This window comes from Rhizobium sp. WSM409, assembly GCF_057653825.1.
This window is the reverse complement of record NZ_CM172794.1, coordinates 1,820,073-1,846,571: the sequence shown is the minus strand read 5'-3', so window position 1 is coordinate 1,846,571 and position 26,499 is coordinate 1,820,073. Positions and strand designations below refer to the sequence as shown.

At 60.3% G+C, this 26,499-nt stretch carries 28 protein-coding genes and 1 pseudogene; 10 read left to right on the top strand and 19 right to left on the bottom strand.

The window, feature by feature from the left end; translation table 11 throughout:
* Positions 1 to 15: 15 nt before the first annotated feature.
* Genes AC25BC_RS09390 through AC25BC_RS09370 form a run of 5 tightly spaced genes read right to left on the bottom strand, consistent with a single transcriptional unit; the run spans position 16 to position 5,131 of the window.
* Positions 16 to 759 (bottom strand): ABC transporter ATP-binding protein, encoded by a 744-nt coding sequence (locus tag AC25BC_RS09390; protein WP_012757399.1) that lies wholly within the window; start codon positions 757 to 759, stop codon positions 16 to 18.
* A complete protein-coding gene (locus tag AC25BC_RS09385) occupies positions 756 to 1,601 on the bottom strand; it encodes an ABC transporter ATP-binding protein (RefSeq protein WP_012757398.1) in 846 nt (281 codons plus the stop codon). The genes AC25BC_RS09390 and AC25BC_RS09385 overlap by 4 nt, the downstream gene beginning before the upstream one ends.
* Positions 1,588 to 2,490, bottom strand: coding sequence for an ABC transporter permease (locus AC25BC_RS09380; RefSeq protein ID WP_003539529.1), 903 nt, complete (start codon positions 2,488 to 2,490; stop codon positions 1,588 to 1,590). The genes AC25BC_RS09385 and AC25BC_RS09380 overlap by 14 nt, the downstream gene beginning before the upstream one ends.
* Positions 2,487 to 3,515 (bottom strand): ABC transporter permease, encoded by a 1,029-nt coding sequence (locus tag AC25BC_RS09375; protein ID WP_003559265.1) that lies wholly within the window; start codon positions 3,513 to 3,515, stop codon positions 2,487 to 2,489. Before AC25BC_RS09375 ends, AC25BC_RS09380 begins: the two co-directional genes overlap by 4 nt.
* Positions 3,516 to 3,535: 20 nt before the next feature.
* Positions 3,536 to 5,131, bottom strand: coding sequence for an ABC transporter substrate-binding protein (locus AC25BC_RS09370; RefSeq protein ID WP_003559263.1), 1,596 nt, complete (start codon positions 5,129 to 5,131; stop codon positions 3,536 to 3,538).
* Between the two features lie 134 nt (positions 5,132 to 5,265).
* On the opposite strand from AC25BC_RS09370, the gene AC25BC_RS09365 reads away from it, so the two are divergent.
* The 3 genes from AC25BC_RS09365 (at position 5,266) to kdgD (ending at position 7,977) form a co-directional block, all read left to right on the top strand.
* Entirely contained in the window at positions 5,266 to 5,976 is a 711-nt protein-coding gene (locus AC25BC_RS09365; RefSeq protein ID WP_012757397.1) for a FadR/GntR family transcriptional regulator, read from the top strand.
* Between the two features lie 67 nt (positions 5,977 to 6,043).
* Entirely contained in the window at positions 6,044 to 7,018 is a 975-nt protein-coding gene (locus AC25BC_RS09360) for a mannonate dehydratase (RefSeq protein WP_012757396.1), read from the top strand.
* A gap of 32 nt (positions 7,019 to 7,050) precedes the next feature.
* Positions 7,051 to 7,977, top strand: coding sequence for a 5-dehydro-4-deoxyglucarate dehydratase (gene kdgD / locus AC25BC_RS09355; protein ID WP_041935523.1), 927 nt, complete (start codon positions 7,051 to 7,053; stop codon positions 7,975 to 7,977).
* Positions 7,978 to 8,132: 155 nt separating this feature from the next.
* On the opposite strand, the gene AC25BC_RS09350 is transcribed toward kdgD, so the two are convergent.
* The gene (locus tag AC25BC_RS09350; protein ID WP_245459830.1) at positions 8,133 to 9,131 is read right to left on the bottom strand and encodes an AraC family transcriptional regulator; all 999 of its coding nucleotides are present in this window, start codon (positions 9,129 to 9,131) and stop codon (positions 8,133 to 8,135) included.
* A 166-nt stretch (positions 9,132 to 9,297) separates the two neighbouring features.
* On the opposite strand from AC25BC_RS09350, the gene AC25BC_RS09345 reads away from it, so the two are divergent.
* Positions 9,298 to 10,068 carry an alpha/beta fold hydrolase gene (locus AC25BC_RS09345; RefSeq protein ID WP_128439272.1) on the top strand — a complete coding sequence of 257 codons (771 nt, stop codon included), beginning with the start codon at positions 9,298 to 9,300 and terminating at the stop codon, positions 10,066 to 10,068.
* A gap of 133 nt (positions 10,069 to 10,201) precedes the next feature.
* Here AC25BC_RS09345 and AC25BC_RS09340 read toward each other — a convergent pair whose 3' ends face one another.
* The 4 genes and pseudogenes from AC25BC_RS09340 to AC25BC_RS09325 form a co-directional block, all read right to left on the bottom strand.
* On the bottom strand, positions 10,202 to 10,702 hold the full coding sequence (locus tag AC25BC_RS09340; protein ID WP_012757393.1) for a GFA family protein: 501 nt from the start codon (positions 10,700 to 10,702) through the stop codon (positions 10,202 to 10,204).
* A gap of 87 nt (positions 10,703 to 10,789) precedes the next feature.
* Positions 10,790 to 11,557 carry an alpha/beta hydrolase family protein gene (locus AC25BC_RS09335; protein ID WP_128439271.1) on the bottom strand — a complete coding sequence of 256 codons (768 nt, stop codon included), beginning with the start codon at positions 11,555 to 11,557 and terminating at the stop codon, positions 10,790 to 10,792.
* Between the two features lie 485 nt (positions 11,558 to 12,042).
* The gene (locus tag AC25BC_RS09330) at positions 12,043 to 12,594 is read right to left on the bottom strand and encodes a hypothetical protein (RefSeq protein WP_082229815.1); all 552 of its coding nucleotides are present in this window, start codon (positions 12,592 to 12,594) and stop codon (positions 12,043 to 12,045) included.
* A gap of 207 nt (positions 12,595 to 12,801) precedes the next feature.
* Positions 12,802 to 13,104: pseudogene (locus AC25BC_RS09325) on the bottom strand (IS66 family transposase); the annotation flags it as partial.
* A 16-nt stretch (positions 13,105 to 13,120) separates the two neighbouring features.
* On the opposite strand from AC25BC_RS09325, the gene AC25BC_RS09320 reads away from it, so the two are divergent.
* Positions 13,121 to 13,300 carry a hypothetical protein gene (locus AC25BC_RS09320; protein WP_128439390.1) on the top strand — a complete coding sequence of 60 codons (180 nt, stop codon included), beginning with the start codon at positions 13,121 to 13,123 and terminating at the stop codon, positions 13,298 to 13,300.
* 172 nt (positions 13,301 to 13,472) lie between these two features.
* On the opposite strand, the gene AC25BC_RS09315 is transcribed toward AC25BC_RS09320, so the two are convergent.
* The 4 genes from AC25BC_RS09315 to AC25BC_RS09300 all read right to left on the bottom strand — a co-directional run bounded on the left by AC25BC_RS09315 (position 13,473) and on the right by AC25BC_RS09300 (position 17,732).
* On the bottom strand, positions 13,473 to 14,546 hold the full coding sequence (locus AC25BC_RS09315; protein WP_128439389.1) for an ABC transporter ATP-binding protein: 1,074 nt from the start codon (positions 14,544 to 14,546) through the stop codon (positions 13,473 to 13,475).
* Between the two features lie 23 nt (positions 14,547 to 14,569).
* Positions 14,570 to 15,418: a carbohydrate ABC transporter permease gene (locus tag AC25BC_RS09310; RefSeq protein WP_003539503.1), complete on the bottom strand. Its 849-nt coding sequence runs from the start codon at positions 15,416 to 15,418 to the stop codon at positions 14,570 to 14,572.
* The gene (locus AC25BC_RS09305; protein ID WP_003559249.1) at positions 15,411 to 16,349 is read right to left on the bottom strand and encodes a carbohydrate ABC transporter permease; all 939 of its coding nucleotides are present in this window, start codon (positions 16,347 to 16,349) and stop codon (positions 15,411 to 15,413) included. The genes AC25BC_RS09310 and AC25BC_RS09305 overlap by 8 nt, the downstream gene beginning before the upstream one ends.
* A 78-nt stretch (positions 16,350 to 16,427) precedes the next feature.
* Positions 16,428 to 17,732 carry an ABC transporter substrate-binding protein gene (locus AC25BC_RS09300; protein ID WP_128439388.1) on the bottom strand — a complete coding sequence of 435 codons (1,305 nt, stop codon included), beginning with the start codon at positions 17,730 to 17,732 and terminating at the stop codon, positions 16,428 to 16,430.
* Between the two features lie 201 nt (positions 17,733 to 17,933).
* Between AC25BC_RS09300 and AC25BC_RS09295 the strand changes: the two genes are divergently transcribed.
* From AC25BC_RS09295 to AC25BC_RS09285, 3 genes are read left to right on the top strand one after another with little or no spacing between them, the layout of a single operon-like run.
* Positions 17,934 to 19,133, top strand: coding sequence for an ROK family transcriptional regulator (locus AC25BC_RS09295; protein ID WP_017994023.1), 1,200 nt, complete (start codon positions 17,934 to 17,936; stop codon positions 19,131 to 19,133).
* Between the two features lie 45 nt (positions 19,134 to 19,178).
* Positions 19,179 to 20,279 (top strand): Gfo/Idh/MocA family protein, encoded by a 1,101-nt coding sequence (locus tag AC25BC_RS09290; RefSeq protein ID WP_113545147.1) that lies wholly within the window; start codon positions 19,179 to 19,181, stop codon positions 20,277 to 20,279.
* Positions 20,280 to 20,297: 18 nt separating this feature from the next.
* The gene (locus AC25BC_RS09285; RefSeq protein ID WP_113545111.1) at positions 20,298 to 20,939 is read left to right on the top strand and encodes a ThuA domain-containing protein; all 642 of its coding nucleotides are present in this window, start codon (positions 20,298 to 20,300) and stop codon (positions 20,937 to 20,939) included.
* A gap of 239 nt (positions 20,940 to 21,178) precedes the next feature.
* Here the strand turns inward: AC25BC_RS09285 and AC25BC_RS09280 are convergent, their stop codons facing one another.
* A complete protein-coding gene (locus AC25BC_RS09280; RefSeq protein ID WP_128439387.1) occupies positions 21,179 to 21,655 on the bottom strand; it encodes a DUF2938 domain-containing protein in 477 nt (158 codons plus the stop codon).
* A 111-nt stretch (positions 21,656 to 21,766) separates the two neighbouring features.
* Positions 21,767 to 22,291, bottom strand: coding sequence for a MarR family winged helix-turn-helix transcriptional regulator (locus AC25BC_RS09275; RefSeq protein WP_113545113.1), 525 nt, complete (start codon positions 22,289 to 22,291; stop codon positions 21,767 to 21,769).
* Between the two features lie 44 nt (positions 22,292 to 22,335).
* Here AC25BC_RS09275 and AC25BC_RS09270 point away from each other — a divergent pair, with 44 nt between their 5' ends.
* Both AC25BC_RS09270 and AC25BC_RS09265 read left to right on the top strand, forming a co-directional pair.
* Entirely contained in the window at positions 22,336 to 23,832 is a 1,497-nt protein-coding gene (locus AC25BC_RS09270) for an FAD-dependent oxidoreductase (protein ID WP_113545114.1), read from the top strand.
* 163 nt (positions 23,833 to 23,995) lie between these two features.
* Entirely contained in the window at positions 23,996 to 25,261 is a 1,266-nt protein-coding gene (locus AC25BC_RS09265; RefSeq protein WP_128407926.1) for an MFS transporter, read from the top strand.
* A 30-nt stretch (positions 25,262 to 25,291) separates the two neighbouring features.
* On the opposite strand, the gene AC25BC_RS09260 is transcribed toward AC25BC_RS09265, so the two are convergent.
* The 3 genes from AC25BC_RS09260 to AC25BC_RS09250 form a co-directional block, all read right to left on the bottom strand.
* Positions 25,292 to 25,543, bottom strand: coding sequence for a hypothetical protein (locus tag AC25BC_RS09260; RefSeq protein ID WP_113545116.1), 252 nt, complete (start codon positions 25,541 to 25,543; stop codon positions 25,292 to 25,294).
* Positions 25,543 to 25,713 (bottom strand): hypothetical protein, encoded by a 171-nt coding sequence (locus tag AC25BC_RS09255; RefSeq protein ID WP_164902394.1) that lies wholly within the window; start codon positions 25,711 to 25,713, stop codon positions 25,543 to 25,545. Before AC25BC_RS09255 ends, AC25BC_RS09260 begins: the two co-directional genes overlap by 1 nt.
* A gap of 106 nt (positions 25,714 to 25,819) precedes the next feature.
* Entirely contained in the window at positions 25,820 to 26,077 is a 258-nt protein-coding gene (locus AC25BC_RS09250; RefSeq protein WP_011651896.1) for a DUF982 domain-containing protein, read from the bottom strand.
* Positions 26,078 to 26,499 lie beyond the last annotated feature (422 nt).

The window sequence follows — 26,499 nt, the reverse complement described above, 5'->3', positions numbered from 1 at the left end:
CCGCGATCGAGGATATCAAGCCTCGATAAAACTCGCCTCAAACAGTTCTCGCGCATAGGCATCATGCGTGGTGCCGGCCTGCAGATCCGCTTTGGTGAGCTCGTCCACAAAGCAACCGTTCTTCATGATCAGCACCCGGTCGCACATATGGGCGATGACTGCGAGGTCGTGGCTGACAAGCAGATAGGTCAGGCCCTTTTCCTCGCGCTGATCGGCCAGCAGGTTCAGGATTTCGGCCTGGACCGAGACGTCGAGCGCCGATGTCGGCTCGTCGAGCAACAGGATGGGCGGCGACAGGATCAGGGCCCGGGCGATTGCCACCCTCTGCCTCTGGCCGCCGGAAAGTTCGTGCGGAAAACGGTTTGCGAAGCTCGCCGGCAAACCGACCTGGATCAAAGCCCTTTCGACCTTCGACCAGATATCGGAATGGCCCATCGCGCGCAGCGGTTCCGCCAGGGCGGTGCCGATACGATGGCGCGGATGCAGGGATCCGTAAGGGTCCTGAAACACCATCTGGGCAAATTTCAGCTCCTCGCGGGAGCGCTTCTTGCCGATCGGTTTGCCGCCAAGCTCGATGTGACCGGTCCAACCGGCCTCCATGCCGGCCAGGCAACGCAGCACCGTCGATTTGCCGCATCCGGATTCACCGACAATGCCAAGGGTCTCCCCCTGGTTGACCTGAAAACTGATGCCCCTGACGACATGGTTGCTAGTCTTGCCAGAGGCAAAGACGACATCGAGGTCACGCACATTGATCATTGCGCCGTCTCCAGATCGAGTTTCGTCCTGTCGAGAACTGCAAGCCGGCGAACCGGATTCCTGGGGTCGGGCAGCGCAGCGATCAGCCCGCGGGTATAGGGATGGCGCGCCTCCTCGAGACAGGTCAGCGTTTCCACGATCCGGCCGGCATACATGACGATGATGCGCTCGCAAAAAGCTGCCACCATGCGAATGTCGTGGCTGATCAACAGCAGTCCGGAATTATTCTCGCGCACCAGTTCATCAAGCAGCAGCAGCACGTCCTTGCGGACGCTGACATCAAGCGCCGAGGTCGGCTCGTCGGCGATGACAAGCTTCGGCCGCGCCAGCAGCATCATGGCGATCATCACGCGCTGGCCCATGCCGCCCGATATCTGGTGCGGATAAAGCGCCATGACCCGCTCCGGATCGCTGATGCGCACGCGCTCCAGCATGGCGCGGGCAGCCTCATGCGCCTGTTTCTTATGAAGACCGAGGTGAAGGCGGGCGGCTTCGGCGATCTGCTTACCGATCGAAAGCACCGGATTCAGCGAATAGCGCGGATCCTGCATGATCAGCGCGATGTCCTTGCCGCGCAGCGCGCCCATCTGACGCTCACTCTTTGAAAGCAACGGATCGCCGCTAAGATCCATGCGTTCGGCCGAGACCACCGCGGCCGGCGGCAAAAGGCGCATGATCGCGCGACCTGTCGTCGATTTGCCGGAACCGGATTCGCCGACAATCCCGACGCGTTCGCGCCCGACGTCGAAACTGACATTGGAGACGGCGGGTACGGCGCCTCGGCCGAAACGGACGGTCAATCCTTCGACGGAAAGAACGGGCTGCAGATCACGATCTTGCATGGCGGGGATCCAAAAGGTCGCGCAGAGCATCTCCGGCGATGTTGAAGGCAAGGCTGGTGAGGAGGATGGCGATACCCGGCATCACGGCGACCCACCAATAATCGAGCATGAACTTGCGGCCGCTGGAGATCATCGCGCCCCATTCCGGCGCCGGCGGCTGGGCGCCAAGCCCGAGGAAGCCAAGCGAAGCTGCCGTCAGAATGATGCCCGCCATGTTGAGCGTCAGCCGAACGATGACGGAGGGAACGCACATCGGCGCGATATAGAGAAGAAGAATGCGCATCGGCGAGGCGCCATAAAGGCGGGCGGCGACCACATAGTCGGCGTTTCTGACGACAAGGGCCTCGGCGCGCGCGAGTCTCGCAATCGGCGGCCATGCGGTCAACGAGATCGCGATGATTGCCGTGGTCAAGCCGGCGCCGAGTGCCGCAGCAAAAGCCAAAGCCAGGATCAGCGACGGGAAAGACAGAACGATATCGGTGGCGCGCATCAGCAGCGCATCGGTGCGCCCTCCGAAGAAACCGGCGACGACGCCGATCAACAGGCCGATCGGGCCGACGATCAAGGAGATCGACAGCACGGTCTGGATGGTGATGCGCGTGCCGAAGATGAGGCGGCTCAAGATGTCCCGGCCGAATTCGTCCGTGCCTGCCAGGTGCGCGAGGCTCGGCGGCTGCAAGGCATCGCCAAGCGACTGTATAACCGGATCGTAGGGCGCCAGGAGCGGCGCGAAGATCGCGATCAAACAAAGCAGACCAAGGATGACGAAACCGGCAAGACCAAGCGGCTCGTGGGCCAATTTGCGGCCGGCGCGCGCAAACGACGCCGCGATACGGGTCGACACACTTGGAGGGCGGATCTCTATTTCGCTGCGGATGACATCGCTCATCGGGCCGCCTCCCGCATGCGCGGATCAAAGACGGCGTAAGCGACGTCGGCCAGGAAGTTCAACAACATGAAAATGAATCCCACAATGATGGTGCCGGCGACGATGGCGTTCATGTCGCCGATCATCAGCGCGTTGGTCATGTACTGGCCAATGCCCGGCCAGGAGAAAACGATCTCGGTCACGACAGCGCCTTCGAGCAGACCGCCATAGGAAATGGCCAGGATGGTGATCAGCTGCACCGCAATGTTCGGCAGGACGTGGTGCCAGATCGTGCCGAGCGGGCTCACACCCTTGGCTCGGGCCGCGATGACATAATCCTGGCTCAACTGCTCCAGGGTGAAGCTGCGTGTCATGCGGGTGATGTAGGCCATCGCCGCGTAGGCGAGAATGACAGCCGGAAGAATGATATGGCCGAGTGCATTCCAGAAGATTTCCGTCTCGCCCTGCAGCAGGCTGTCGATCAACAACAGCCCGGTGCGCGGCGTGACGAGACCCTCGTAAAACACATCGATCCTGCCCGGCCCGCCGACCCAGTTGAGGCCGGCATAGAAGATGACGAGCCCGACGATGCCGAACCAGAAAACCGGGATCGAATGACCGACGAGCGCGACCACGCGGGCCGTCTTGTCGATGAAGCTATCTCGAAACAGTGCTGCGACCAACCCGAGCGGGACACCGACGAAGGTCGAAATGATCACCGCCAGCGTCGCCAGTTCGAATGTCGCAGGAAAGGCTTGAGCGAGATCCGAAGAGACGGGATTGCCGGTGAGGACGGCGGTGCCGAAATCACCGTGGGCCAGCCCGTTCAGATAGAGGAAAAACTGCTGGTAGATCGGCAGATCGAGCCCGAGACGCGCCCGCATCGCCGCATAGGCGGCGGGATCCGCGAGCTCGCCGACAATCGCGCCGACCGGATCGGTGGGCAGGATACGGCCGATCACGAAGGTCACACATAAGAGGATGAACAGGCTGACCAGCAAATGCGCCAGGCGTCGGCCAAATTCGGCTACGGAGAGTTCCTTCATGATCGGCTGTCCTGGAAGTATTACTGGGTTTCGACCTTGGTGACGTTCTCGAGACGCGTCAGCTGAGACGGATGCCCCACATATCCCTCGACCTTGCTATTGAGGACGATCGGCTCAAAGCGCTCGAAGAGCGGAAGCACCGCCGGCTTCTGTTCGACGAACATCTTCTGCATCTGAACATAGAGTTCGCCACGCTTCTTGGCGTCCGGCTCCATCGATGCTTTCGCCGTCAGCGCCGTGAGTTCCGGAATATCCCAGGCCGAGCGCCAGACGAAATTGCCGGCATTGTTGGCTTCCTTCGAATTGTCGGGATTGGAGGAAAACTGCTCCATCGAGCCGAGCACGTTCGGCATATAGGCGCTGGTCTGCGGGATCAGCAGATCGAAATCCCTGGCGCGATGGGCGGCGATGATTTCCGAGCCGTTGCCCTGCTGGATGTCGATCTTGATGCCAACTTGAGCAAGCGATGCCTGGATGGCGGTGGCAAGATCGATGCGCGGCGTTTGCGCGATGGTCTTCAGCGTCAGCGAAAAGCCGTCCTTGAAGCCTGCCTCGCTCAGCAGCTGTTTCGACTTTTCGACGTCGAGATGCCAATCGGGGTTCGGGATGGCATATTCGAAATTCTCCGGAACGGGAACGTTTCTCGCCCGGCCGTAAGGGCCCATGATCGTCTTTTCGATGCCCTTGTAGTCGATGCCATAGGCGATGGCTTCGCGAACCTTCGGATTGGCGAGGTATTTGTTGCCGGCATTCATCGACAGCACGTAGAAACCGCCCGTCGGAATACGCTGGATGGCAAAGCCTTTCTTGGTCTGGAACGTCGCGAGATCCGATGCGGTCAAGGCGCTGGCAATATCGATATCGCCGCGTTCAAGCATCAGCCGCTCGACCTGGCTTTCAGGCACATGCCGGACGATGACGCGACGCATCTTCGGCGTGCCTGCCATATAGTCCTTGTTGGCGTCGAGGATCACCAGTTCGTTCGGAGACCAGCGATTGAGGGTAAACGGACCGGAGCCGGCAGAATGCGTTCGCATCCACGCGTTTCCGTAGTCGTTATCGACGGCGTGGCTCTCGACTTCGACGCTGTCGACCACGCTGGTCGTCGTCGTTGTCAGCCGATAGAGCAGAAGCTCTGCCGTCACCTGGTCGGAGAGATCGATCCGCACCGTCTGATCGTCGACGGCCTTGACGAGCTTTTCGACATTGTCCTTGTCGTAGCCGACGCGCTTGAGGTTAGCGGCGGCGGCCTGGTCCATTTTCAGGAGCCGCGCCAGTGAATAGACGACATCCTTCGAGGTGACCGGGTTACCGGAGGCGAAATTGGCCTTGCGCAGCGTAAAGGTGATGCCCTTGTCGTCAATCTTCCAGCTTTCCGCCAGTTGCGGAAGGATCTTGCCATCAGCCGTGCTGGCAACCAGCCGATCGTACAGATTCGACATGATTTCGACCGCCTTGCCTTCGGTCGCCTGCTGCGGATCGAGCGACAAAACCTGCGCCAGCGAAGTGCCAATCACCAGCTGGTCCTGCGGCGTGGCGGCCTGCAGCTGCGCTGCCGATATCGTCAGGGCGCCGATGACGGCACCGACGAACAAGCTCTTAGAAAAATGCTTCATTGTCACTCCTCCCTGGATTACTATAGGAAACATATTATGTCGTCCGTATGTCGTATTATGATTTAACGAAGTCCGATAAGATTGACAAGTCCCGGGCGACAGAGACTTGATGCGAAGGGATTGGGGGAGCCGAAATGACGACACTCAGCCGGGGCCGGCAAAGACTGGCGCAACAGGTTATCGATCAGCTGCGGGCGCAAATCGAAACGGGGAAGCTGCGCGTCGGCGACCAGCTGCCGACCGAGCCGCAGCTCGAAGCGACATTCGGCGTCAGCCGCACTGTGGTGCGCGAGGCGATAGCCGATCTGAGGTCGGCTGGCTTCGTCAAGCCGATCCAGGGCAAAGGCGTCTTCGTCGCGGATCCGAAGACGCATTCGATGCTTTCCTTAACACCAGTGGAAATCAAGAGCATTCCGGAAACCCTGGAATTGCTGGAGTTTCGCATGGCCGCCGAGGGTGAAGCGGCGGCGATCGCCGCCTATCGCCGCACCGCCGAGCAGGAAGCGGCGATCCGCGAAGCCAACCGCAGGATGGCGAACCTGATCGAGACGGGACAGCAGACGGTGGAGGCGGATTATGCCTTCCACATGGCAATCGCCGCCGCCACGAACAACCGATTCTATGTTGCCGTCTTGCGCCAATTCGGCCCAAAAGCCATTCCCCGCGGCCAATTTCCGACGCTTCCCGAGGCCAATGACCGCGACTATCTTCAGAAGGTCTATGCCGAACATGTCGAGATCCTGTCAGCGATCGCCGACCAGGATCCGGAGCGGGCGAGACAGGCAATGCGGGCGCATATGCTGGCCAGCCAACGCCGTTATCGCATGCTCGCGGAGCAGCAATAGGGCTCGACACTCTTCGAAATTCATATTATGTCATATGACATTGGATAATTTTGAAAGAGACTCAAATATGTATCTGGGAACACAGGTCGCCGCGCGGGACGACGACGATTATCGTATCTTCGCGCAACTGGGCGTGAAGCATATCAATGCCGACCCACCGGGGAAGCCGAGCAGCTGGACGCTCTCCGATCTCGAGCGCCATCGCGACAAGGTCGAAAGCTTCGGCCTGATCCTCGACATGATCCAGTTGCCGCTGCCCTCGCAGCCGATCGAGAAGGCTTCCTATCCTGATATTCTGCTTGCCGGCCCCGATCGCGACAGACAGATCGACGCCGTCTGCAAGCTGATCGAGAATACCGCCGCCGCCGGCATTCCTGCGGTGAAGTACAATCTCAACCTGATCGGCATTCCCCGTACGCCGGATGAGCCGGGGCGCGGCGGATCTCTGAATGCGAGCTTCCGCTGGGACAAGACGGATCAGCAGGCCGAGCCCGGCCTTGCCGGTGTGCTTTCCGAAGACGAAAACTGGGAACGGATCGACTATTTCCTGGAACGCGTCGTTCCTGTCGCTGCAAGCAACCGCGTCCGGCTCGCCTGCCATCCGCACGATCCCTATACGCCGCCGGGCTATCGCGGCGTCACGCGGGTGCTCGGCACGGTGGAAGGCCTAAAGAAATTCGTGCTAATGCGCGAAAACCCCTATCACGGCCTCAATTTCTGCCAGGGTTCGATCGGCGAGATGCTGGAAAATCCCGGCAAGGAAATCGACGATGTCATCCGCTGGTTCGGCCAGCGCGGTAAGATCTTCAATGTTCACTTCCGCAATATTCGCGGCGGCAAGCTGTCCTTCATGGAGACCTTCCCTGAAGAAGGCGACATGGACATGGTCCGCTCCGCCAGGATCTACAAGGAGGTGGGCTTCAAATACATGCTGATGCCCGACCATGTGCCGACCGTCAGCGGCAAGGATCCAACCGCCACCGCATTTGCCTTCTGCTACGGCTATATCGCCGCACTTCTGCAAGTGCTCGACAGCGAGTGACCCGGTTTTCAACACGTAAGAAATAGGACTTCATGATGAACCCGATTGAATTGAAGAAGGCCGTCGGTAGTGGTCTCCTGTCGTTTCCGGTTACGCACTTCGACGATCAACTGAAATTTGACGAAGCGAAGTACAGCCGCCATGTCGAGTGGCTTGCAGGTTATGACGCCGCTGCACTGTTTGCCGCCGGCGGCACCGGTGAATTCTTCTCGCTTAATCCGGCCGAGATTCCGCAGGTGATCCGGGCCGCCAAGGCGTCGGCCGGCAAGACGCCGATCATTTCGGGAACCGGCTACGGCACGTCGCTCGCAATCGAGATCGCAGTCGCGGCCGAGAAGGCCGGCGCCGACGGACTGCTGCTGCTGCCGCCCTATCTGATGTTTGCCGAACAGGCGGGTCTCATCGCCCACGTCAAGGCGGTCTGCCAATCGGTCGGCATCGGCGTCATCGTCTATAACCGCGACAACGCCGTCCTGACCGCCGACAGCATCGCGCGCCTGGCGGAGGAATGCCCGAACCTGATCGGCTTCAAGGACGGCGTCGGCGATGTCGACAAGGTGATCGAGATTACCACCCTGCTTGGCGATCGTCTCGTCTATGTCGGCGGCATGCCGACCCACGAGGTTTATGCCCAGGCCTATTTTGCCGCAGGCGTGACGACCTATTCATCGGCCGTGTTCAACTTCGTACCAGCGCTTGCCCAGCGCTTTTACGGCGCCTTGCGCACCGGCGATCAGGCGACCGTCGATGAGATCTTGAAGGGCTTCTTCTTCCCCTTCGTCGCCTTGCGCAATCGCAAGAAGGGATATGCCGTCTCGATCATCAAAGCCGGCCTTCGCGTCCTCGGGCAGAACCCAGGCCCCGTGCGCCCGCCTCTGACGGATCTTTCCCAGGATGAGCTCGCGCTGCTGGAAAAGATCGTCCAGGCCAACGGCGTCACACGGATCGCGGCGGAATAATATATCGCGGCAGTAGGCCGCCGGGGTGGCCCGGCGGCTGTCCGGTTCGCACCAGCAACGGACATCGGCTCGGTTTGGATAGACGACCGCTACGGGGCCGGAAGCGACGTGTCTGTTATCAGGGCGAGTTCATGCATTGCGCCGGATCTACACCATCATCGATCCTGAATAGTTGTCGATTTGGCATTCATGGGCGCAAAACCAAACTGTGCCTTGAAGGCTCGGCTGAAGGCTGCTTCGGAATCATAGCCGACTTGCCTGGCGACCGACCCAACCTTGGCATCAGGCTGGCGCATCAAGCCCAAGGCGAGCGTCAGCCGCCAGCGACTGTGGTAGGAAAGTGGCGCTTCTTTCACCAATGCTGTAAATCGCGCCGCGAAGCCGGACCGAGACAGGCCCGCCACCCGAGCCAGATCGAGCACGGTCCAGCGCCGATAAGGTTCGTCGTGGATGGCCTTGAGCGCGCGGCTGATGCGCGCATCCCCGAGCGCTCCAAGCCAGCCGACATTGCCGCCCCGCTCGATCCGCACCCAGCTCCGCAGGATACTGATCACCAGCACGTCGATCAGCCGTGAAATCATGATGGACGCGCCGGGATACACCTCCTGGGCTTCCTTCATCATGAAGTAGCCAAGGCCCTCGGCGCATCCGGCGGTCTCGCCGCTAGCTTTTGGAATGTGTATGACCGACGGCAGTGCCGATACGAGCCAGGGCACGGAAGCGCTTTCGAACCGAAAGGCTCCGGCGATAAGCTTGGTCTGCTGGCCGCCTCCGCCGTGGGAGACATTGAGTTTTTCGGCGGTAACCTGCGCCGCCATCAGGGCTGCCAAGTCAGCCTCAGTTGCACACTCGCCATCGCTCAAGCCGTGTCCAAGGCCTCTCGGCAGCATGATCAGATCGCCAGTTGCCACCTGCAAGGCATGGCCCTGATCGTTCACAACGCTCAGGCCCCCTTCGAGCACGATGAAGAAATAAGCCGCTCCTGGATGAAAGCGTAACGCCCATGGTTGGCTGAGCTCAACTGTAAAGACGATTTCGCCATGCAGGCTGACCATGGCCAAAATCTGGGAGAGCAGATCCACCCGAGAGGCGAGCATAATCGCATTTTTGGACGACGGAGCATGCATTGCGGGGCTCTGGTCATGGTGATCCATCTCGGTGAGCCCTAGTTTGGTTTTGTCTTCAACGAGGAATTATCTGGCAGTTCAAGTGTTTGCGCGAAGGCAAGGCCATCCTGGTCTTCCTGCCGTCGCGTAGGCGATAGCATTGCAGATTATCCGAATTAAGCAATTGCGCTGATGCGCCCTGTAGGAGCTCCAAATGAAATCTCTTCTTATGTCCGCCCTGATGCTGACGACCGGCATGCTTGGTGCTGCACCCGCGTGGGCCCAGCCGGCTCTCCCGGATCAAACAATCAAGAATATCGTTCTTGTCCACGGCGCCTTCGTCGACGAAACCAGTTGGGACGGCGTCGCTGCAATCCTGACCGCCAAGGGCTACAAGGTGACTGCGGTAAAGAACCCATTGACCTCGCTTGCTGACGACGTCGCTGCCACCAATGCGGTGCTGGATGCGCAAAATGGCCCGGTTGTCCTGGTGGGGCATTCCTGGGGTGGCGTGGTGATCGGCGAGGCGGGCGACAACGCCAAGGTGGCGTCACTCGTCTATGTCTCGGCCTTTGCGCCCGAGAAAGGTGAAACCATCACAGCATTGGCAGCCAGCGGTCCGGCAACTCCCGGAGCGGCGGCCATTCGGCCCGACGCAAAGGGTTACTTGACCATCGATCCTGCAGTATTCCCCAGTGCAGTGGCGGGCGACCTGCCCAAGAAGATCGGTGAACATCTGGCAGCGCACCAGATGCCGATCAACCACACTGCCTTCGATGCACCTGCTGAGGTCGCGGCATGGCACGACAAGCCAAGCTGGTACGTCCTGAGCTCCAAGGACCTCGTCCTTGATCCCCACGCACAGGCTTTCTTTGCCGAACGGATGAAGGCCAAGGTGACGACGGTCGAGGGTGGCCACGCCTCGCTGGCCTCGCACGCCAAGGAAGTGGCTGCGGTCATAGAAGCGGCCGCAGGAGCACAGTAGCCCTCGTCAACCGATGCTATCGCCCGCCTAGCGGTGGTCGGTAGCATCGATGTGCAACGATCCCGGTCGCAGAGCAAAGCCCCCGCCACTGCCCACACGCCATGGCCTCGGACAGCGCAGCACCGGATAGGACTCAGCCATCACGCCCCCTCACCGCCCATGAGGCGGTATCGTGATCGGGGTGCTGGTTGTTGCTCTCCTTGATCGCCGCCGCCCAGTCGGCGCCGTTGTCTTCGGTCGCACCGGTATTTTCTATGCCCGTGATCGTATCGAACCATGCCACCATGTTCTCGGTGCAGGTATTGGCAAGCGGCGAGAAGGCGTGCGGATCGTCAAGCGAACCGATCATCAGGTTGGTGCGACCGTTTTCGAGGTGGTGGAAGAACAATGGCGTGCCGCAATTGGCGCAGAAGCCGCGCTCGACAAGCTCCGAACTCTTCCAGACGCTCGGCTTGCCGCGTGTCCAGCTGAGCGCATCATCGGGCGCGGCGACGAGCGCGGCAAAGACGTTGCCCGAGGCTTTTTGGCACATGCGGCAATGGCAGAGATGCGAATTGTCAAACATAGCGGTTGCGTGGTAGCGCACGGCACCGCACTGGCAGCCGCCGCTCACCTCCATCTCGATGCGTTTCATCTTTTCTCCTCCTTCAAGAGGCGGGTATGGGCTTAATCTCTTTTAGGTTTTCGTCACTTTCCCGCTGCCCGAAGCTGTCATGCTGCCTTAGTGGTACGTCACGACGGGATTGAACACCCTTTGCAGGAAGGGCCTGAGAGCTCCCTGCATGTGGTTCCTTGGAATTTGATGTCCACACTCAAAGAGGTGAAGCGTCGCCAGGACTCCGGCATTGGACAGAGCTTTTGAGAAGAGTTCGGCTTGGGCAACAGGAGCACGGTCGTCATGCTTTCCATGCAGCAACAGCGTCTCAGACCGAACTTCGGGCGCATAATGCAATGCAGAGCGAGCCAGAAAGGCCTCTCTCGATAGCCCCGCCTCTTTCTCGATAGCCCACCGCAAACCGTCTGAACTCTCGTGATAAGCGACTTCAAGATCGTAGACGCCGCTGGATAGGATGACTGCTCGCAGATCAGAAACCTGGGTGGCGACCATTGCCGATGCAACGGCACCACGACTGTTTCCATAGAGAACAATTCGGTTGGGATCGACGGAAGGCTGGCCCCGCAGGAAAGCGAGAGCAGCTATGATCGCTTGCTGGGTTTTGGGACCGCAGAAATCTGGAGGGCCATCTGATGCACCAAAACCGGGCTGCGAGACTGCCGCAGCAGTGATATTCAAACCAGAACAGAAGCGAAGCAACGCGCCGCTGTCGACCGCCTCTATCCCTCCAAGCAGACGGCCACCCTGATTGCCGTGGACAAATAGGATTGCTCCTGCGGGCGCTTCGCTTGCGGCTTGAGCTTGAAAAAGCTCGACCGTGGCTCCGTCACCCCGGTCAATGAGATGTCGAGTTACTACCGGCATAATCACCATCAGGTTTTTGCGTGCCGGACAGACAATAGTGCAACTTGTGGCATTGGCAACGTCCGGTGGCGGCGGATATCGTTGAGAAACCAAATGGCTTAGCCGCTCATCCGTCCGTTTCGGTCTTTTGATCGAAATTCCGGAAGCGACAGCACAATAGAGGCCGCAGATGAATAGTGATCATTTTGATGAACGATCAACTTCCGCACTGTAAGCGGTGTTATGGCCCCACCTTCCGGATCAGCGTGTGATTGTTGATGTTGTTGCCGAACGGGGCTTCGACATATGACGATTACATGATTTACACATAGCACCAGTTCAGACGTGCCGGCGCAGCGGTTTAAGGTTTTCACGGAAACTGGACGTCGGCGCGATTGGAGCGCTGTTTCAGCGTCCTGTGGAACTGATATTCGCGTGTAATTCCGCTTCAGGATTTCGACAAAAGCATCGGACATACCGTTCGAATGGAAGCGCAACTCTGTTGCGGCTGCGGATCAAAGCGGAGGGGTCAATGCCTCATCATCGAACTTCCGGATTTCAATTACTCCTAGTCCGGACTTAAGCTTGACCCCCCACGGCCCAATTCGCATTTTTACAATTCGTCCATCGTCATGCGTAATCCAAAAATCCACTTTAGAGACATGCGGTGCCTCATGACGGATAGCTGAATAGTGCTTTGCTGCGAGATCCGGGTGACTTTCATCACCCTTAAATACACAGTCAGTTATTTTTGGACCAAATCGGTCCGCTGGAACCCACTTTGTCTGTGGGTAACGGATCCATTGCTTTCGCGTTGAATCTTTCAGATAATTAGTACCTAACTGGGTTCGCAAATCGGCAATAAACACTAAAGATCCATCGTCCTGCTCGGCATAAGCCGTCACGCTCGACCGGGTAGCGTTCATGGTTGCCGCGTATGCAAAGTTGACGATTTCACAAGATGGGTCTTCGCCATTGTCACTGTTAGCTTCCGCCGGGTGAACTGCGCTAATAACGACCAACGTCGCTCCCGCCAATCCCATCAAAAGTTCAGAGATGCACTTCATGAATCGCCCCTATCTTGACGGCCTCATCATGTACTCAGATGGCTCTGATGCAAAGCTAGAATGAAGTGCAACGAAGCGGTGTGCCACTCGCACGTTGTCGGGTAGACTTTCGATTTGATGGCAGGCAACTCTGCGCCAGAAGCCGTCGTTAGATTTCAGCCAAGCGGTTTGGGATGAGTTCCGCCTTCATCCAATGGGTCTCTGTCTGGCGACGCCAGGTGGAACACCACCGCCCCACGGTCGGTCATCACGAGCCAGCGCCCAGAAGTATCCTGTTTTGGTTTTGCGGGAGCCGGGATCAAGAACTGGCGCACGGGTCTCGTCCATGAAGAGCTTGGTCGAGCGCTTCAGGTCGGCAATCAGCGCATCGAAGACGGGGCGCAGTTCGAATGCTGCACCACCGACCCAGTCGGCGAGTGTTGAGCGGTCGAGATCGATACCTTGGCGGCTCATGATTTGGGCCTGCCGGTAAAGCGGCAGATGATCGGCGTATTTGGACACCAGCACACGGTTCGATGGAAAGATCATGCCGGAACCGCACAGGCACGGGCGACAGCGGCGATCCGGGCGCATCCGCGATGGCAAGGAAATCGAGCAGATCAAGAAAGACTTTCCGGAAGAAGACAGTTTTATATTCGATGTTATTCAATTTTCGAAAACGCGCCGAGAACGGCTCGCGAAATGGCAAGACAAATCACAGCATTGACTAGCTGGAGCCATGTGTCTCGCCCGTCCTTCTAACTCGGCTTGCGCGCAAACGGGCATCGCGCGATCTCTCGACTCCCTCTTCTCTCCTCAGGGAGAAGAGGATATGCCGCACCCTCCCCGGTTCCCGCTCGTCGCCGCGAATCGGACAGCCGTGGGACAAACCGCCCCGTCTACAGCGCCACACCAGTACCGCGGTCGAAGACGTGCACCTGATCACTCGTAATACTTGCCTCGAAGACGGCGCCGTAACGGGCGGGGTATTCGCCGTCGACGATGGCGGTTACCTGCTGTCCGGCGAGATCGAAGACGACATGGGTCTGGGCGCCTGTCGGTTCCACCAGCATCGTCCGGCCGGCGAGCGGCGTGCCGGCGGCGACGCCTGGAATGAGATGTTCGGGGCGCAGGCCGATGGTGACCGCCTGGCCGGCCTTGACCTTGCGGTCGGGCGCGATGCGGATTGCCGTGCCGTCGCTGAGACGAGCAGCAGGCCCACCATTTTCGCCGTCCACTGTGCCTTCGAGCATGTTCATCGCCGGCGATCCGATGAAGGCGGCGACGAAGAGATTGGCGGGCTTCCTGTAAAGTTCGAGCGGCGTCCCCTCTTGCTCCACCCTGCCCTGATTGAGCACGACGATGCGGTCGGCAAGCGTCATCGCTTCGATCTGGTCATGGGTGACATAGATCGAGGTCGTCCTGACCTTCTGGTGCAGCGTCTTGATTTCCGAGCGCATCTGCACGCGCAACTTGGCATCGAGGTTGGACAGCGGTTCGTCGAACAGGAAGACGGCGGGATTGCGCACGACGGCACGGCCCATGGCGACGCGCTGGCGCTGGCCGCCGGAGAGCTGAGCCGGCTTGCGGTCGAGGAGGTTGGCGAGATCCAGCATGCGGGCGGCTTCGGCCACCCGGGCCTCGATCTGCGGTTTGGCAACGCCGGCGAGCTTCAGATTGAAGCCCATGTTTTCGGCAACGGTCATGTGCGGGTAAAGCGCGTAGGATTGGAAGACCATGGCGATGTTGCGCTCGCGCGGCGTCATGGCGTTGACGACTTTGCCGCCGATGGCGATCTCGCCGTCGGTGATCTCCTCGAGGCCGGCGATCATCCGCAGCAGCGTCGACTTTCCGCAACCGGACGGGCCGACGAGCGCGACGAATTCCCCATCCTCAATATGAAGCGAAATGCCGTGGATGACGTCTACGGCGCCATAGGTCTTACTGATATCGGTGAGTTCAACGGATGCCATGATTGCACCTCCAATGGTTCGGCTCAGGACTTCACGGCGCCGGCGGTCAGACCGGCGATGATGTGTCTCTGGGCGACGAAAAAGACGATGATGGTGGGAAGGATGGTCAGCGTGATGAAGGCCAGCACCAGCTGCCATTCCGTGCCGTACTCGCCGCGATAGACCATGATGCCGAGCGGCCAGGGATATTTCGATTCCGAGTTCAGCATGATCAGCGGCAGGATGTAGCTGTTCCAGCTGCCGACGAAGGAAATGATACTGACGGTGGCGACGATCGGCCGGGAAAGCGGCAGCGAGATATGCCAGAAGAAGCGGAGATAGCCGCAGCCATCGACGAAAGCCGCCTGAAACAATTCTTCCGGAAGGTTGCGGAAATAGTTTCGAAACAGCAGGATGCTCATGCCGAGACCGAAAGCCACCTGCGGCAGTACCACACCCCAATAGGTATCGAGCAGGCCGAGATCGCGGATGCGGATGAAGAGCGGCAGGATCGCAGTTGCCGCCGGAAACATCAGGCCGAGCAGGAAATAATTGAGCAGGAACGACGATCCGAAAAACCGGACATGGGCAAAGGCGAAAGCCGCCATGGACGAGACGATCAGCGTCAGGAGGACGGTGAGCGACGCGATCACCAGCGAATTGCCGATCTGCAGCCAGTAGCGTTCACCGAAAAGAATATCGGTATAGTTCGCCCATTGCCACTCCGTCGGCAGGCCGAAGGGATTGGTGCGCAGGTCGCCCAGCGTCTTGAAGCCGCCGAGCGCCGTCGTCAGCAGCGGCACGAGCACGATCGCGGCAATCAGGCTCAGCGACACGTAGAGATAGACGCGCGTGGACGTGCTCATGCGGATGGAAGAGCTCATATCAGTCATGGCGCATGAATATCCTTTTGTAACCGAAGGCGAGCGTCACGCAGATGATGAAGAGCACGACGCCGACGGCGCTGCCGAGGCCGACCTGCATGCGCATGACGCCATAGGTGTAGAGGAAGGTGACCATCGTCTGGGTGGAGTTGGACGGCCCGCCGCCCGTCAGCGGCATGATCATGTCGAACAGCTGCAGCGAGCCGACGACGGCAAAGAAGATGGAAAGACGCAAGGTCGAGCCGAGCAGCGGCAGCGTGACGTAACGGAACTTCTGCCAGCCGGTGGCGCCGTCGATTTCGGCCGCCTCCAGCACGCTCTTGTCGACCGATTGCAGCCCGGCGATGAACAGCATCATGTGGAAGCCGAAATATTTCCAGACGATCACCCCAAGCACGGCATAGATCGCCACGTCCTTGTCGGCGAGCACATAAGGGTTGGCGAAGCCGAAGAAGTTGGAAACGGCGGCAAACAGGCCATAGTCGCCATCATAGACGAAGCGCCAGATAAGGCCCGCGGCAACGTCTGCCAGCACATAGGGCAGGAAGAAGATCAGGCGGTAGCCGACGACACCCGGAATGCGGTGCGCCAACATGGTGGCCAGCCAGATGGCGAGCGGCACCTGGATGCAGATCGAGATCACGATGATCAGGCCGTTATTGACCAGCGCCTGCGTGAAGGCCGCATTTCGAAACAGAACCTGGAAATTGCGCAGCGCGATGAACTCGGTCGGCGTGCCGTAGCCGTTCCACTTGTAAAGGCTGTACCAGGCCGCCTCGCCCATCGGCATGATGACGAAGAGCGTGAAAAGCAGCAGCGCCGGCGGCAGAAAGATCAACAGCACCGCCAGCCGGTCATGGGCGACCGAGCTCTTGCTGTTTGCGGCTCTTTTTGCCGGCCTGGCGGCCGTGGTTATCGATGGGACTGAAATATTGGCCATGGGTCCTGCTTTCGCATCTCGTCGGCAGCAATGCTGGCGCTCCGCTCTGGAGCGCCAGGAGAGGTCTGCAGGCGCTGGTTATTGTTCCAGTTCGAAAGCGTCCTGGATCATCTGGGCGCCGTCCTTGGAATTCATCTGCCCGGAGACGATTTCCACCGACACGTCGTTGACGACACGGCCGACGGCCGCACCGAGATCCTGGTCGAAATAGTTCTGATGCCAGGTCGAACCGGCCAGCTGTTTTGCCGATTCGGCAAGCAGCGGATTGGTGACGCCATCGCCGGCGCCGACGGCAACGGGCAGAAGCATGCCTGATTTGGCCATCGCCCGCTCATTGTCCGCATTCGTCAGGAAAGCGAGGAAATCGAGCGCTTCCTTGGATGCCTTCTTGGTAACGGCCCAGCCGTTCAGACCGCCGAGCGTATCGGTCGGCTTGCCGGCGCCGCCATCGACTGCCGGGAAGGCGAAACGGCCGATATTGTCGGGTGCGAGACCCTTGCCGTCGCCGGCATTCTTGCGCTGGTTGGCCTCGGTATTTTCAAAGCCGAGGATGATTGCAGCCTTGCCGTCACCGAACACGCCGAGCGCCTGCGGCCAGGTCGAGCCGAGATAGCCGGGCTGGAACGGTTCGAGCTTTCCAAGTTCGGCGAGATCGTCGCCGGCCTTGATGATCGCGGGATCGAGGAAACCTTCGCCCTGGCCGGTCTTTGCCGATTCGAAGACCTTCTGTCCGCCTTCGCGCATGACGAGATAGCTCCAGTAGAAATGGATCGGCCATTTCTCACCGCCGCCGCCGGCGATCGGCACGATGCCTGCCGCCTTGATCTTCTTCACGGTACCCAGAAAATCGGCCCAGTTCTTGATGTCCTCGGCCTTCACGCCGGCCTTGGCAAAGAGTTCCTTGTTGTAGAAAAAGCTGACCAGGCCGACCTTATAGGGAATAGCCCAGGTCTTGCCCTCGAATGTCAGGCCGCTGACCGAAGCCGGGCTATAGGCGCCGCGCAATTTGCCGCCATCGGCATCCAGCGCCGGCGTCACATCCTGGAGCGCGCCGGTCTCGGACTGCTGCTTCAAGACGCCGCCGCCCCAGCTGAAAAAGAAATCCGGCACGTCGTCCGACTGCAGCAATGTCGGAAGCTTGGCCTTGAAGGCCTCGTTTTCGAGAAACTGCATCTGGATATCGACGTCGGGATGCTGGGCTTCGTATTTCTTGACGATGTCTTCCCAGGCCGCGACATATTTCGGGTCGAGCTCGAGATGCAGCCACTTGACCACCGTCGTCGCCGAAGCGGCACCTGCTCCGGCCAGCAACATGCCGGCGGCCGCGGCCATGGATGCGATACGCCTGCCGCTAGGAGCGGCGCTCTTGAACCTAAAAGTCATGATTTTCCTCCCAGGGGGCTATCCTCACAATTTTTCCCCTATGCGGATTAATTCAACGGAGCTTTGGCATATTGTCAACCCAATGCCTCTATTTTTATCAAATGCGCTTGACAGGACCACTGAATTCCCTGCTATTTATTTCGTAACCCGTTAAAAATATTTGGGTTCCGCCCCAACGAAACGCTCGCCTGGCTAGTTCCCATGAAGACCGCAGATCCCGAATTAATGCGCGCGATCAATCGCTTGAACGTGCTCGATACCATCAGGCGCCATGGTCCGATCTCGCGGATAGAGATCAGCGAGCGTACCGAACTCTCCACCACGACCGTTTCGGCGATCACCGCCTCGCTGCTCGACGACGGGCTGATACTGCCGCGTCACGAAGGCGATATCCGCAATGAGGCTGTGCGCGGACGGCCGCGGGTGATGCTGGAGCTCAATCCCGATGCGGCCCGCGTGGTCGGCGCCAAGATCGCCGCCAACAGGATGGTTTTCGTCGTCACCAATTTCCGCGGCGACGTGCTGTCGAAGCTTGCCTTGCCGATCCGCATCGACCGGCAGCCGATCGGCGTCATCGCCGATCTCGTCGAGGATGGTGTCCGGCGCTGCGTCGTCGATGCCGGGCTTTCACTGGAGGATGTCGACAGCGTCTGCCTCGGCTTTCCCGGCGTCATCGAGCACCGTACCGGCTATATCAGAAGCAGTCCGATCTTTCGCGACACCAATGTCAATTTCGCCGCCGAAATGTCGACGCGGCTGGCAACGCCGACCATTGTCGAAAGCGACGCCCACGCCATTACGCTTGGCCATCACTGGTTTGGAAAGGCGCGCGATCTCGAAGATATGGTGCTGATTTCTCTGGAGCAGACACTGGGTCTCGGGGTCCTGCACGGCAACAGCCTGTTTCGCGGTGCCGGCGGCCTCAGCCACAATCTCGGCGACCTGGTGCTCGGCATGGGACCAAATGGCGTCGTCCGGCTTTTCAGCCAGGCCGGCGAAAGCGCGATCCTCGGAGAACAACAGGCTGACGGGCGGTTTGCCGAGGCGATCCGTCTCGGCCGCGGCATGAACCATGCCCAGGCGCTGATCAAGGCCGATGACGACCGGCTGATCAGTGCCGCCATCCGCGCCGGCGAAGCGGTCGGTTTGACCATTGCCAATATCGTCACGCTGTTTGCGCCGCCGCGGGTCATTCTTGTGGGGTCGAGCCTGGCGCTCGGCGAACCCTTTCTCAACAGCCTGCGCGATGCTTATGCGCTCGCCATTCCGCCGTCGCTGCGCGGGGTGAGCGAACTCGTCTTCGACGATTCGACCGATGATTTCTGGGCGCAGGGTGCCGCTGCGGTGGCGCTCTACGAACTCTACGAATCGCCCTGGAGCACGACAGGGCCGGCGCTCTGACGGGCGGCACAATCAAAATCAATGGCACGATGAATGGAGGAATTCATGGACAAGGTCGGTATCGGCATCATCGGATGCGGCAATATTTCGGGCGCCTATCTCACGGCGATGGCATCCTTTCCCATTCTCGACATTCGCGGCGTCGCCGATCTCAACCGGGAGCTGGCGGAAGCAAAGGCTGCGGAATTCAATGTTCCGGTCAAGACCGTCGAGGAGCTTTTCGCCGATCCCAAGGTCGAGATCATCGTCAACCTGACGATCCCGAAGGCCCATGTTGCCGTGGCGCTGCAGGCGCTCGATGCCGGCAAGCACACCTATTCGGAAAAACCGCTCGGGATTAATTTCGCGGAAGGGAAAAAATTGGCGGAAGCCGCCAAAGCGAGGAATCTGCGCATCGGCGCTGCCCCCGACACCTTCCTCGGCGGCGGCCACCAGACGGCGCGTGGCTTGATCGACCAAGGCGTCATCGGCCAGCCGGTCGGCGGCTCGGCGACCTTCATGTGCCCCGGCCATGAGCGCTGGCATCCGAATCCGGCCTTCTATTATGAAGTCGGCGGCGGGCCGATGCTCGATATGGGTCCCTATTACATCACCGATCTCGTCAATCTTCTCGGACCGGTTTCACAAGTTGCGGGTTTTGCGACGACACCGCGGGCGGAACGGCTGATCACCAGCGAACCGCGCAATGGCGAACGCATTCCCGTGCATGTGCCGACCCATGTCACCGGCATGATGGCCTTTGCCAACGGCGCCGTCGTGCAGATCGCCATGAGCTTCGATGTCGCCGGCCATAAACATGTACCGCTGGAAGTCTACGGGACCGAGGGCACGTTGATCGTTCCCGATCCCAACAAGTTCGGCGGCCCGGTGGAATATCTGAAGAAGGGCGGTTCGTTTGAGGACCAGCCGGTCACATCGCCTTATGCCGACGGCAACTATCGCTCGCTCGGCGTTGCCGACATGGCGCATGCGATCCGCTTCAACCGGCCGCACCGCGCCAATGGCGATCTGGCGCTGCATGTGCTCGAAGTCATGGAAGCATTCCACACCGCCGCCTCGACCGGCCGCACGGTCGCGATCACCACGGCAACGGAGCGCCCTGCGCCGCTGTCCGATTCCATCGTCGACGGACGACTGGCGAAATAAGTTTCAGGAGGAAAGACTATGCGTGAAGCACTGATCGTCTGGGGCGGCTGGAGCGGGCATGAGCCGCAGGAGTGCGCCGAAATCATCAAGACCATGCTCGAGGAAGACGGCTTCAAGGTCTATCTCGAACACGGCACCGAGGCGCTTGCCGACCCCTCCGTCCATGATCTCAGCCTCGTCGTGCCGATCATGACGATGTCGAAGATCGAGAAGGAGGAGGTGAAGAACCTCGCCACGGCGATCGAGAGCGGCGTCGGTATCGCCGGCTATCACGGCGGCGCGGGCGATGCCTTCCGCGACTCCGTCGATTACCAGTTCATCATCGGCGGCCAGTGGGTGGCTCACCCCGGCAACATCATCGACTATACCGTCAACATCACCCGCCCCGACGATCCGCTCATGGAGGGGATTACCGATTTTCCCTATACCTCAGAGCAATATTACATGCATGTCGACCCCTCGAACGAGGTTCTGGCGACGACCAAGTTCACCGGCGAACACGCCTACTGGATCGACGGCGTCGTCATGCCCGTCGTCTGGAAGCGGAAATACGGCAAGGGCCGCGTCTTCTATTCCTCGCTCGGCCATCAGGCCAAGGAATTCGACGTTCCCCAGATGAAGACCATCTTCCGCCGCGGCGCCAACTGGGCTGCGCGGTAAGGTGGGGCTCGATTGAGGCTGCCGCTATGAGGGGCACATGGAGCCCTCTGGCAAGGGTTGCCCCTCATCCGCCTGCCGGCACCTTCTCCCCGCTTGCGGGGCGAAGGGGGATTGCCGCTCACCTCTCCGTTCCTCGACAACCTCTCGCAGGGCACGTCCCCTCGCCCCGTTTACGCGGAGAGGGTTAGGGTGAGGGGCAGGCGGCGATCCTCATTGGGCGAAGCGAGCAGACCCCGAGCTCACCCAATGGTCAATGCCGTGCCATAAAGCCCCAGCGCAAAAACCGTATGGGCGAGAAGGTTGAAGCACCGAACCTTGTTTGGGGTCGGATGTTTGGAAGCGGCCCAGCCGATGCCGAGGCCCGGCTGCAGCAGGAACCACCCTGCCCCGACGGTGACGATGCCGAAGATCCAGGCGGGAAGAAATGTCGGGGCCGCCAACCAGCCTGAGCCCATGATGATGGCGAAGATCACCCCATAGAGAATGCCGACGGCGTAATGGCTGATCCAGCCGAGCGCCAGCTCATTGGCATAGGGCTTGGCGTCGGCAATGCTCTCGTGAAAGACCTTGCCGCGGCGGAGGTGCCAGAACCAGCGTCCAACCGGTGCCCAATTGGGGGCCGCCTGGCCGAACTGGGTGAGCAGGATCGCCCAGAGGTCCATGAGGATGGTTGCGCCGGCGCCGATCACCAGGCCGCGCCACAGAATATCGAACATTGGGAATCACCGGAAAACGTTGCGATTGCAGGTCGCTACAAGATCATCGCAGACGCGCCGGCGCAATGGCTCCGGTGAATTCATAGGCCACATAGGGGAAGGATTCCGAGGCTAATCCGCTTGCGGTCCGCCCTCGCCCTCAGTTTCTCCCACGCCATTGCCGATATCGCCGCTGATATCCTCGGCAAACTTCCGCATGAGGCGCACGAGTTCATTGAAATCGTGTTCCTCCCAGCTCTCGAAGATGGCGCGGCCCATCCGCTCGCGGGCGATGTCGATGCGATCGGTCATTGCCTTGCCCTTCGGGCTGATGACCGCCTCGCGCACGCGGCGGTCGGTAGCATTGCCGCGGCGCTCCACCAGATCGAGACTTTCGAGCTTGGCGACCTGACGGCTGACGGTGGTGTAATCGCGCCCGGCGCGGTCGGCGAGTTCGACCACCCCGATGGGACCGAGCCGTTCGATCGTGACCAGCAGCGGAAACAGGGCGCGATCGAGCGAAATGCCTGCCTCGCGGACCATCTGCTCGTCGCGCTGCGGGCGGTTCATGACGCTGACGATCTCGATCAAAGCCCCATGCAGCTCGCGCAGCTTTCCGCTTATATGTGTATTTTGCACATTCTTTGTTGACGCCATGCCGATTCTCCTATTATGTGCATAATACACACATGGAGAAATCAATGACAGAGAATTCCACAGTCGACGTGCTGATATCAGGCGCCGGGGCTGCCGGCCTGACGCTGGCGATCGAGCTGGCGCGGCGGGGTGTATCCTTCCGCCTGATCGAAAAATTGCACGACCCGTTCCGCGGTTCCCGCGGCAAGGGCATTCAGCCGCGGAGCCAGGAAGTGTTCGAGGATCTCGGCATTCTCGACCGGATCGTCGCCCAAGGCGGCACCTATCCCAGGCAGCGGGAATATCGTGACGATGGCAGCGTCAGCGAATCCGACGCTGTGGTGGGTGGCGAGCCGACGCCGGCCGAGCCCTATCATCTTCCGCTGATGGTGCCGCAGTTCCTGACCGAAGGCGTGATGCGCGAGCGCCTGCTCGAACTTGGGCATCGCCCCGAATTCGGATGCGAACTCATCGGCTTCGAACAGGATGAGGCGGGCGTGACTGCTCGACTTAAGGGCACATCCGGTGAAGAGACCATCCGCGTGCGTTGGCTCGTCGGCGCCGATGGCGGCCGCAGCTTTGTGCGCCATGCGCTGGATATCGGCTTTCCCGGCAAGACGCTCGGCGTGCGCGCCATGGTCGCCGATGTCATTCTGACAGGGTTGGACCGAGAGGTATGGCATCGCTTCGGCGATGGCGACATGCAGCGGCAGATCGCCATTTGCCCGCTGGCGGGGACGGACCTGTTCCAGATCCAGGGACCCATCCCGCTCGAAGGCGAGGTCGACCTCTCCGCGGCGGGCTTGACCGCCCTGGTGAAGGAACGCACCGGCCGCGACGACATCGAGGTCCAATCGGTCTCCTGGGCGTCAGCCTTCCATATGAACGCCCGGCTTGCCGATCACTACCGGCTCGGCCGCGTGTTCCTGGTCGGCGATGCCGCCCATACGCATCCGCCGACCGGCGGACAGGGGCTGAATACCAGCATTCAGGACGCCTATAATCTCGGATGGAAACTGGCTGCGGTCACTGCCGGCGCGCCCGACGCGCTGCTCGACAGCTATGAGGAAGAGCGCCGCCCGGTCGCCGCCGCCGTGCTCGGTCTGGCGACCAATCTTCTCGACGCCATGAAGCGAGGCGATATGCGGCGTGGCCGCGATGTGCATCAACTCGATATCGGCTATCCCTCCTCCTCCTTCGCGCTGGAAAAGCCGGAGCGGAGCGCCGGCCTGCTTGCGGGCGACCGTGCACCCGACGCGCCGCTCAAAGGTGTCGCCGGCCAGCCGACGCGCCTGTTCGAACTGTTCAAGGGCGCGCACTGGACGCTGCTCGGCTACGAGGTCGAGCAAGCCGCCGTACCGCCGCGCCCGGGCCTGCATATCCACAGGATCGGCGAGCGCGGAGATGTCATCGATGAAGGCGGGCATTTCCATGATGCCTACGGTCTGACATCGGGCGACTGGGTGCTCGTGCGTCCGGATGGCTATGTCGGCGCTATCATTGCGTCCGCTCACGCCTGGGCTCTGGAAGCCTATCTCGCAAATGTCGGCCTTGCTGCGTAAGCGGCAACTCAAAGCGTCACGGCCTCGGCGCGTCTGAAGACAGGCGCGCTGCTGGGAACCCGGCTGCGGGAATACCCGCCGCGATCGCGTAACGCCGGAGAAGCGAGTTTCTCAGGGCGGCCGGCCGCGTGCACCGTCCTAGCCTCAGTCAGAGAGAAATGTGATGAGCGACGAACTGCGTCCGATCGATGCTGCCGCAAGCGCCGTGTCGCAGAAACTTGACTGGCGGCTGATGCTGCCGGTTTTCATCATCGTCAGCCTCGATGCCGCCAGCAGCGGCGCCATCCTGCCGATCCTGCCATTCTACCTCCGGAATCTCGGGGCGTCGCCGCTCGTTCTCGGGCTTGTTCTCGGTGCGGAAGCGCTCAGCCAGTTCGTTGCCGCGCCCTGGCTAGGTCAACTTTCCGACCGTTGCGGACGCAAGAGGGTTTTGCTCGCCAGCCAGGCCGGAGCGTTGATCAGCCTTTTGCTGCTGGCGCTTGCCAACAGCGTCGTCTTCGTGCTGCTGGCGCGGATCCTGCTCGGCCTGACCGCAGCCAATTTCTCGGCCGCGGCAGCCTATGCTGCCGACAACAGCAGCGCCACCACCCGGCGCCAGGCCATCGGCATTCTGAGTGCGGGCCTCGGCCTTGGCGGAATGATCGGACCTGGCCTTTCCGGATACCTTGCCGATATTTCTCTGACAGCGCCGATCTGGGTCGCGCTTGCTCTGTCGGCGACCAGCATGCTGGTGACCGGGCTTTGCCTGAAAGGTGGCGATGCGCGCGGCCGGTTCGGCGACGACAGCAAAGCGGACGAGACGGTCGGCGAGAAGGTTTCCTTCCGAACCCTGCTCGCCTCGCCGGTCATCCGCGTCCTCGTCGCCGTTCTTCTCTGCCACTATTTCTCATACGGGATGTTCAGTTCGCAGCTCGCCGTTTTTCTGGCGGATACATTCACCTGGAATGAACATGCGTTCGGTCCGAAGGAGCTGGGTTACCTTCTCACCGCCGACGGCGCGATCAACATCCTGGTCCAGCTTTTCCTCCTGACGTGGCTCGGCGGCATTTTCTCTGAACGAGGCCTGATCGTCCTGGTCTTTATCATTCTCTCGATTGGCTATGTCACGGCCGGCCTCGCCACCGACATTGCTACCCTCGCCTTCGCCGTCCTTTGCATCAGCACGGGCGTGGCATTGGCGCGGCCGACATTCGTTGCAGCGCTCTCCGTGCATGTGCCGCAGCAACGCCAGGGCATCGTCATGGGAGCAACGCAGTCGCTTGTCGCGGTCACCGACATCGTCACGCCGGTCCTTGCCGGCATCATTCTCGGGCAGAGCTTGTATAGCGCATGGATCGGCGCCGTGGTGGCGATCGCACTGGTCGGAGCCGTCATCGCCCGCAGCCGGCTGCCCCGGGTCGATCCGGAGACGAATGCTGCAGGCAGCTGACCCCTCTTGCCGGTTCGGATCGCCTCAATTTCAGAGAGCGTCGCGCTCGTATCGCGGCGCCCATCCGCGGGCCATCCCGCGGCTCATCACGCTTTCCGCCAGCGCCAGTTGCTGGCGGAGATGTTTGCAGTCGTCGAGCAGAGATCGTATTGCGGCCTTGGCATTGTCGTCATGCCAGGCAAGCACGGCTTCGACTTCCCAGGCCTGATCGTGCCAGGCTTGATCGAGCCCGGCTTGTTCGGGGCGTGCCCGATGGGGTTCCAAGGCTTTTGCCGGCTGCATCAGTTCAGCGCCAACGGCAATTGAACCGGGCGTGGCAATGGCGGCAGCGGCCGGCTGAGTTCGACCTTTCTCTGCCAGGCAGCGCGCCGCTGTTGATCCCGCTCGCGGACCGCGCGGGACGCTTCGACAAGCGCGAGGGCGTTGGCGATCACCTGTTCCGTATGCGTCATGATCATCTCCAATGTTCCTGTTTTGTTCTAAATTAGAACTTCAGCCGGAAAAGTCAAGCGTCGGACGATCTGGCGTTGAGGATAGGTGGGGAAGCGCGGAGAGTATTCAGTCCGCCGCTTCTATGACGGCAATGCCGGCCTCCTGCGCAGCCCTGATGAAGGCTGCCCGAACGTGTTCCGGTGGGAGGTCGCCGATAATCGCATCCAGGCACGACTTGACGGCCTCGAAATACTCTTCGCCGTCGTCTACCGGCCAGTCGCGCAGGAGCGTGCGCGCGGCGTCCCACACAGAGTTAATAACGGCATAATGGCCGAGCCCCATTGAGGCCAAGCCAACCGGTCGAAAATGTGCCGTCTGTCTCACTTTGCTACAGCTTTTCCCAATTTCGGTGGAGCTATGGAATACGATGCAATTTGCGTGCCGTTGGCAGGTCGCCTACCGGGACGAAAGCTTGGCTTTTGATCCTAGAACAGGATGATTTAGGCCCGGGTCGGCCTGAAATCTGAATCCTGTTCCACACTATAGAGTTAGAGCATGATGTCTTCCGAAAACCGCTCACACTTTTCGGCATTATGCTCAGGTCAATCATGGCCGTAACAGACGTGTTTCTCCATCCCTCCCGGGTCCGGCAGCCGCCGCGTTTGAGAACATGGAACGCCTGAAGACCCCGACAGCTCCCCGACCAGTCATTAAGCGACTGATTATGGTAAATATCGGGCTTTCATCCCACTCCCGCTGATTAAAACGCAGCCTTTCCTTCTATACTCTATAATGATTACAGCAAC

Excerpts from the sequence above, each read along its gene's own strand:
- AC25BC_RS09390 (WP_012757399.1), bottom strand. The coding sequence starts at position 759 with ATGATCAATGTGCGTGACCTCGATGTCGTCTTTGCCTCTGGCAAGACT.
- AC25BC_RS09385 (WP_012757398.1), bottom strand. The coding sequence starts at position 1,601 with ATGCAAGATCGTGATCTGCAGCCCGTTCTTTCCGTCGAAGGATTGACC.
- AC25BC_RS09380 (WP_003539529.1), bottom strand. The coding sequence starts at position 2,490 with ATGAGCGATGTCATCCGCAGCGAAATAGAGATCCGCCCTCCAAGTGTG.
- AC25BC_RS09375 (WP_003559265.1), bottom strand. The coding sequence starts at position 3,515 with ATGAAGGAACTCTCCGTAGCCGAATTTGGCCGACGCCTGGCGCATTTG.
- AC25BC_RS09370 (WP_003559263.1), bottom strand. The coding sequence starts at position 5,131 with ATGAAGCATTTTTCTAAGAGCTTGTTCGTCGGTGCCGTCATCGGCGCC.
- AC25BC_RS09365 (WP_012757397.1), top strand. The coding sequence starts at position 5,266 with ATGACGACACTCAGCCGGGGCCGGCAAAGACTGGCGCAACAGGTTATC.
- AC25BC_RS09360 (WP_012757396.1), top strand. The coding sequence starts at position 6,044 with ATGTATCTGGGAACACAGGTCGCCGCGCGGGACGACGACGATTATCGT.
- kdgD (WP_041935523.1), top strand. The coding sequence starts at position 7,051 with ATGATGAACCCGATTGAATTGAAGAAGGCCGTCGGTAGTGGTCTCCTG.
- AC25BC_RS09350 (WP_245459830.1), bottom strand. The coding sequence starts at position 9,131 with ATGGATCACCATGACCAGAGCCCCGCAATGCATGCTCCGTCGTCCAAA.
- AC25BC_RS09345 (WP_128439272.1), top strand. The coding sequence starts at position 9,298 with ATGAAATCTCTTCTTATGTCCGCCCTGATGCTGACGACCGGCATGCTT.
- AC25BC_RS09340 (WP_012757393.1), bottom strand. The coding sequence starts at position 10,702 with ATGAAACGCATCGAGATGGAGGTGAGCGGCGGCTGCCAGTGCGGTGCC.
- AC25BC_RS09335 (WP_128439271.1), bottom strand. The coding sequence starts at position 11,557 with ATGGTGATTATGCCGGTAGTAACTCGACATCTCATTGACCGGGGTGAC.
- AC25BC_RS09330 (WP_082229815.1), bottom strand. The coding sequence starts at position 12,594 with ATGAAGTGCATCTCTGAACTTTTGATGGGATTGGCGGGAGCGACGTTG.
- AC25BC_RS09320 (WP_128439390.1), top strand. The coding sequence starts at position 13,121 with ATGCCGGAACCGCACAGGCACGGGCGACAGCGGCGATCCGGGCGCATC.
- AC25BC_RS09315 (WP_128439389.1), bottom strand. The coding sequence starts at position 14,546 with ATGGCATCCGTTGAACTCACCGATATCAGTAAGACCTATGGCGCCGTA.
- AC25BC_RS09310 (WP_003539503.1), bottom strand. The coding sequence starts at position 15,418 with ATGACTGATATGAGCTCTTCCATCCGCATGAGCACGTCCACGCGCGTC.
- AC25BC_RS09305 (WP_003559249.1), bottom strand. The coding sequence starts at position 16,349 with ATGGCCAATATTTCAGTCCCATCGATAACCACGGCCGCCAGGCCGGCA.
- AC25BC_RS09300 (WP_128439388.1), bottom strand. The coding sequence starts at position 17,732 with ATGACTTTTAGGTTCAAGAGCGCCGCTCCTAGCGGCAGGCGTATCGCA.
- AC25BC_RS09295 (WP_017994023.1), top strand. The coding sequence starts at position 17,934 with ATGAAGACCGCAGATCCCGAATTAATGCGCGCGATCAATCGCTTGAAC.
- AC25BC_RS09290 (WP_113545147.1), top strand. The coding sequence starts at position 19,179 with ATGGACAAGGTCGGTATCGGCATCATCGGATGCGGCAATATTTCGGGC.
- AC25BC_RS09285 (WP_113545111.1), top strand. The coding sequence starts at position 20,298 with ATGCGTGAAGCACTGATCGTCTGGGGCGGCTGGAGCGGGCATGAGCCG.
- AC25BC_RS09280 (WP_128439387.1), bottom strand. The coding sequence starts at position 21,655 with ATGTTCGATATTCTGTGGCGCGGCCTGGTGATCGGCGCCGGCGCAACC.
- AC25BC_RS09275 (WP_113545113.1), bottom strand. The coding sequence starts at position 22,291 with ATGGCGTCAACAAAGAATGTGCAAAATACACATATAAGCGGAAAGCTG.
- AC25BC_RS09270 (WP_113545114.1), top strand. The coding sequence starts at position 22,336 with ATGACAGAGAATTCCACAGTCGACGTGCTGATATCAGGCGCCGGGGCT.
- AC25BC_RS09265 (WP_128407926.1), top strand. The coding sequence starts at position 23,996 with ATGAGCGACGAACTGCGTCCGATCGATGCTGCCGCAAGCGCCGTGTCG.
- AC25BC_RS09260 (WP_113545116.1), bottom strand. The coding sequence starts at position 25,543 with ATGCAGCCGGCAAAAGCCTTGGAACCCCATCGGGCACGCCCCGAACAA.
- AC25BC_RS09255 (WP_164902394.1), bottom strand. The coding sequence starts at position 25,713 with ATGACGCATACGGAACAGGTGATCGCCAACGCCCTCGCGCTTGTCGAA.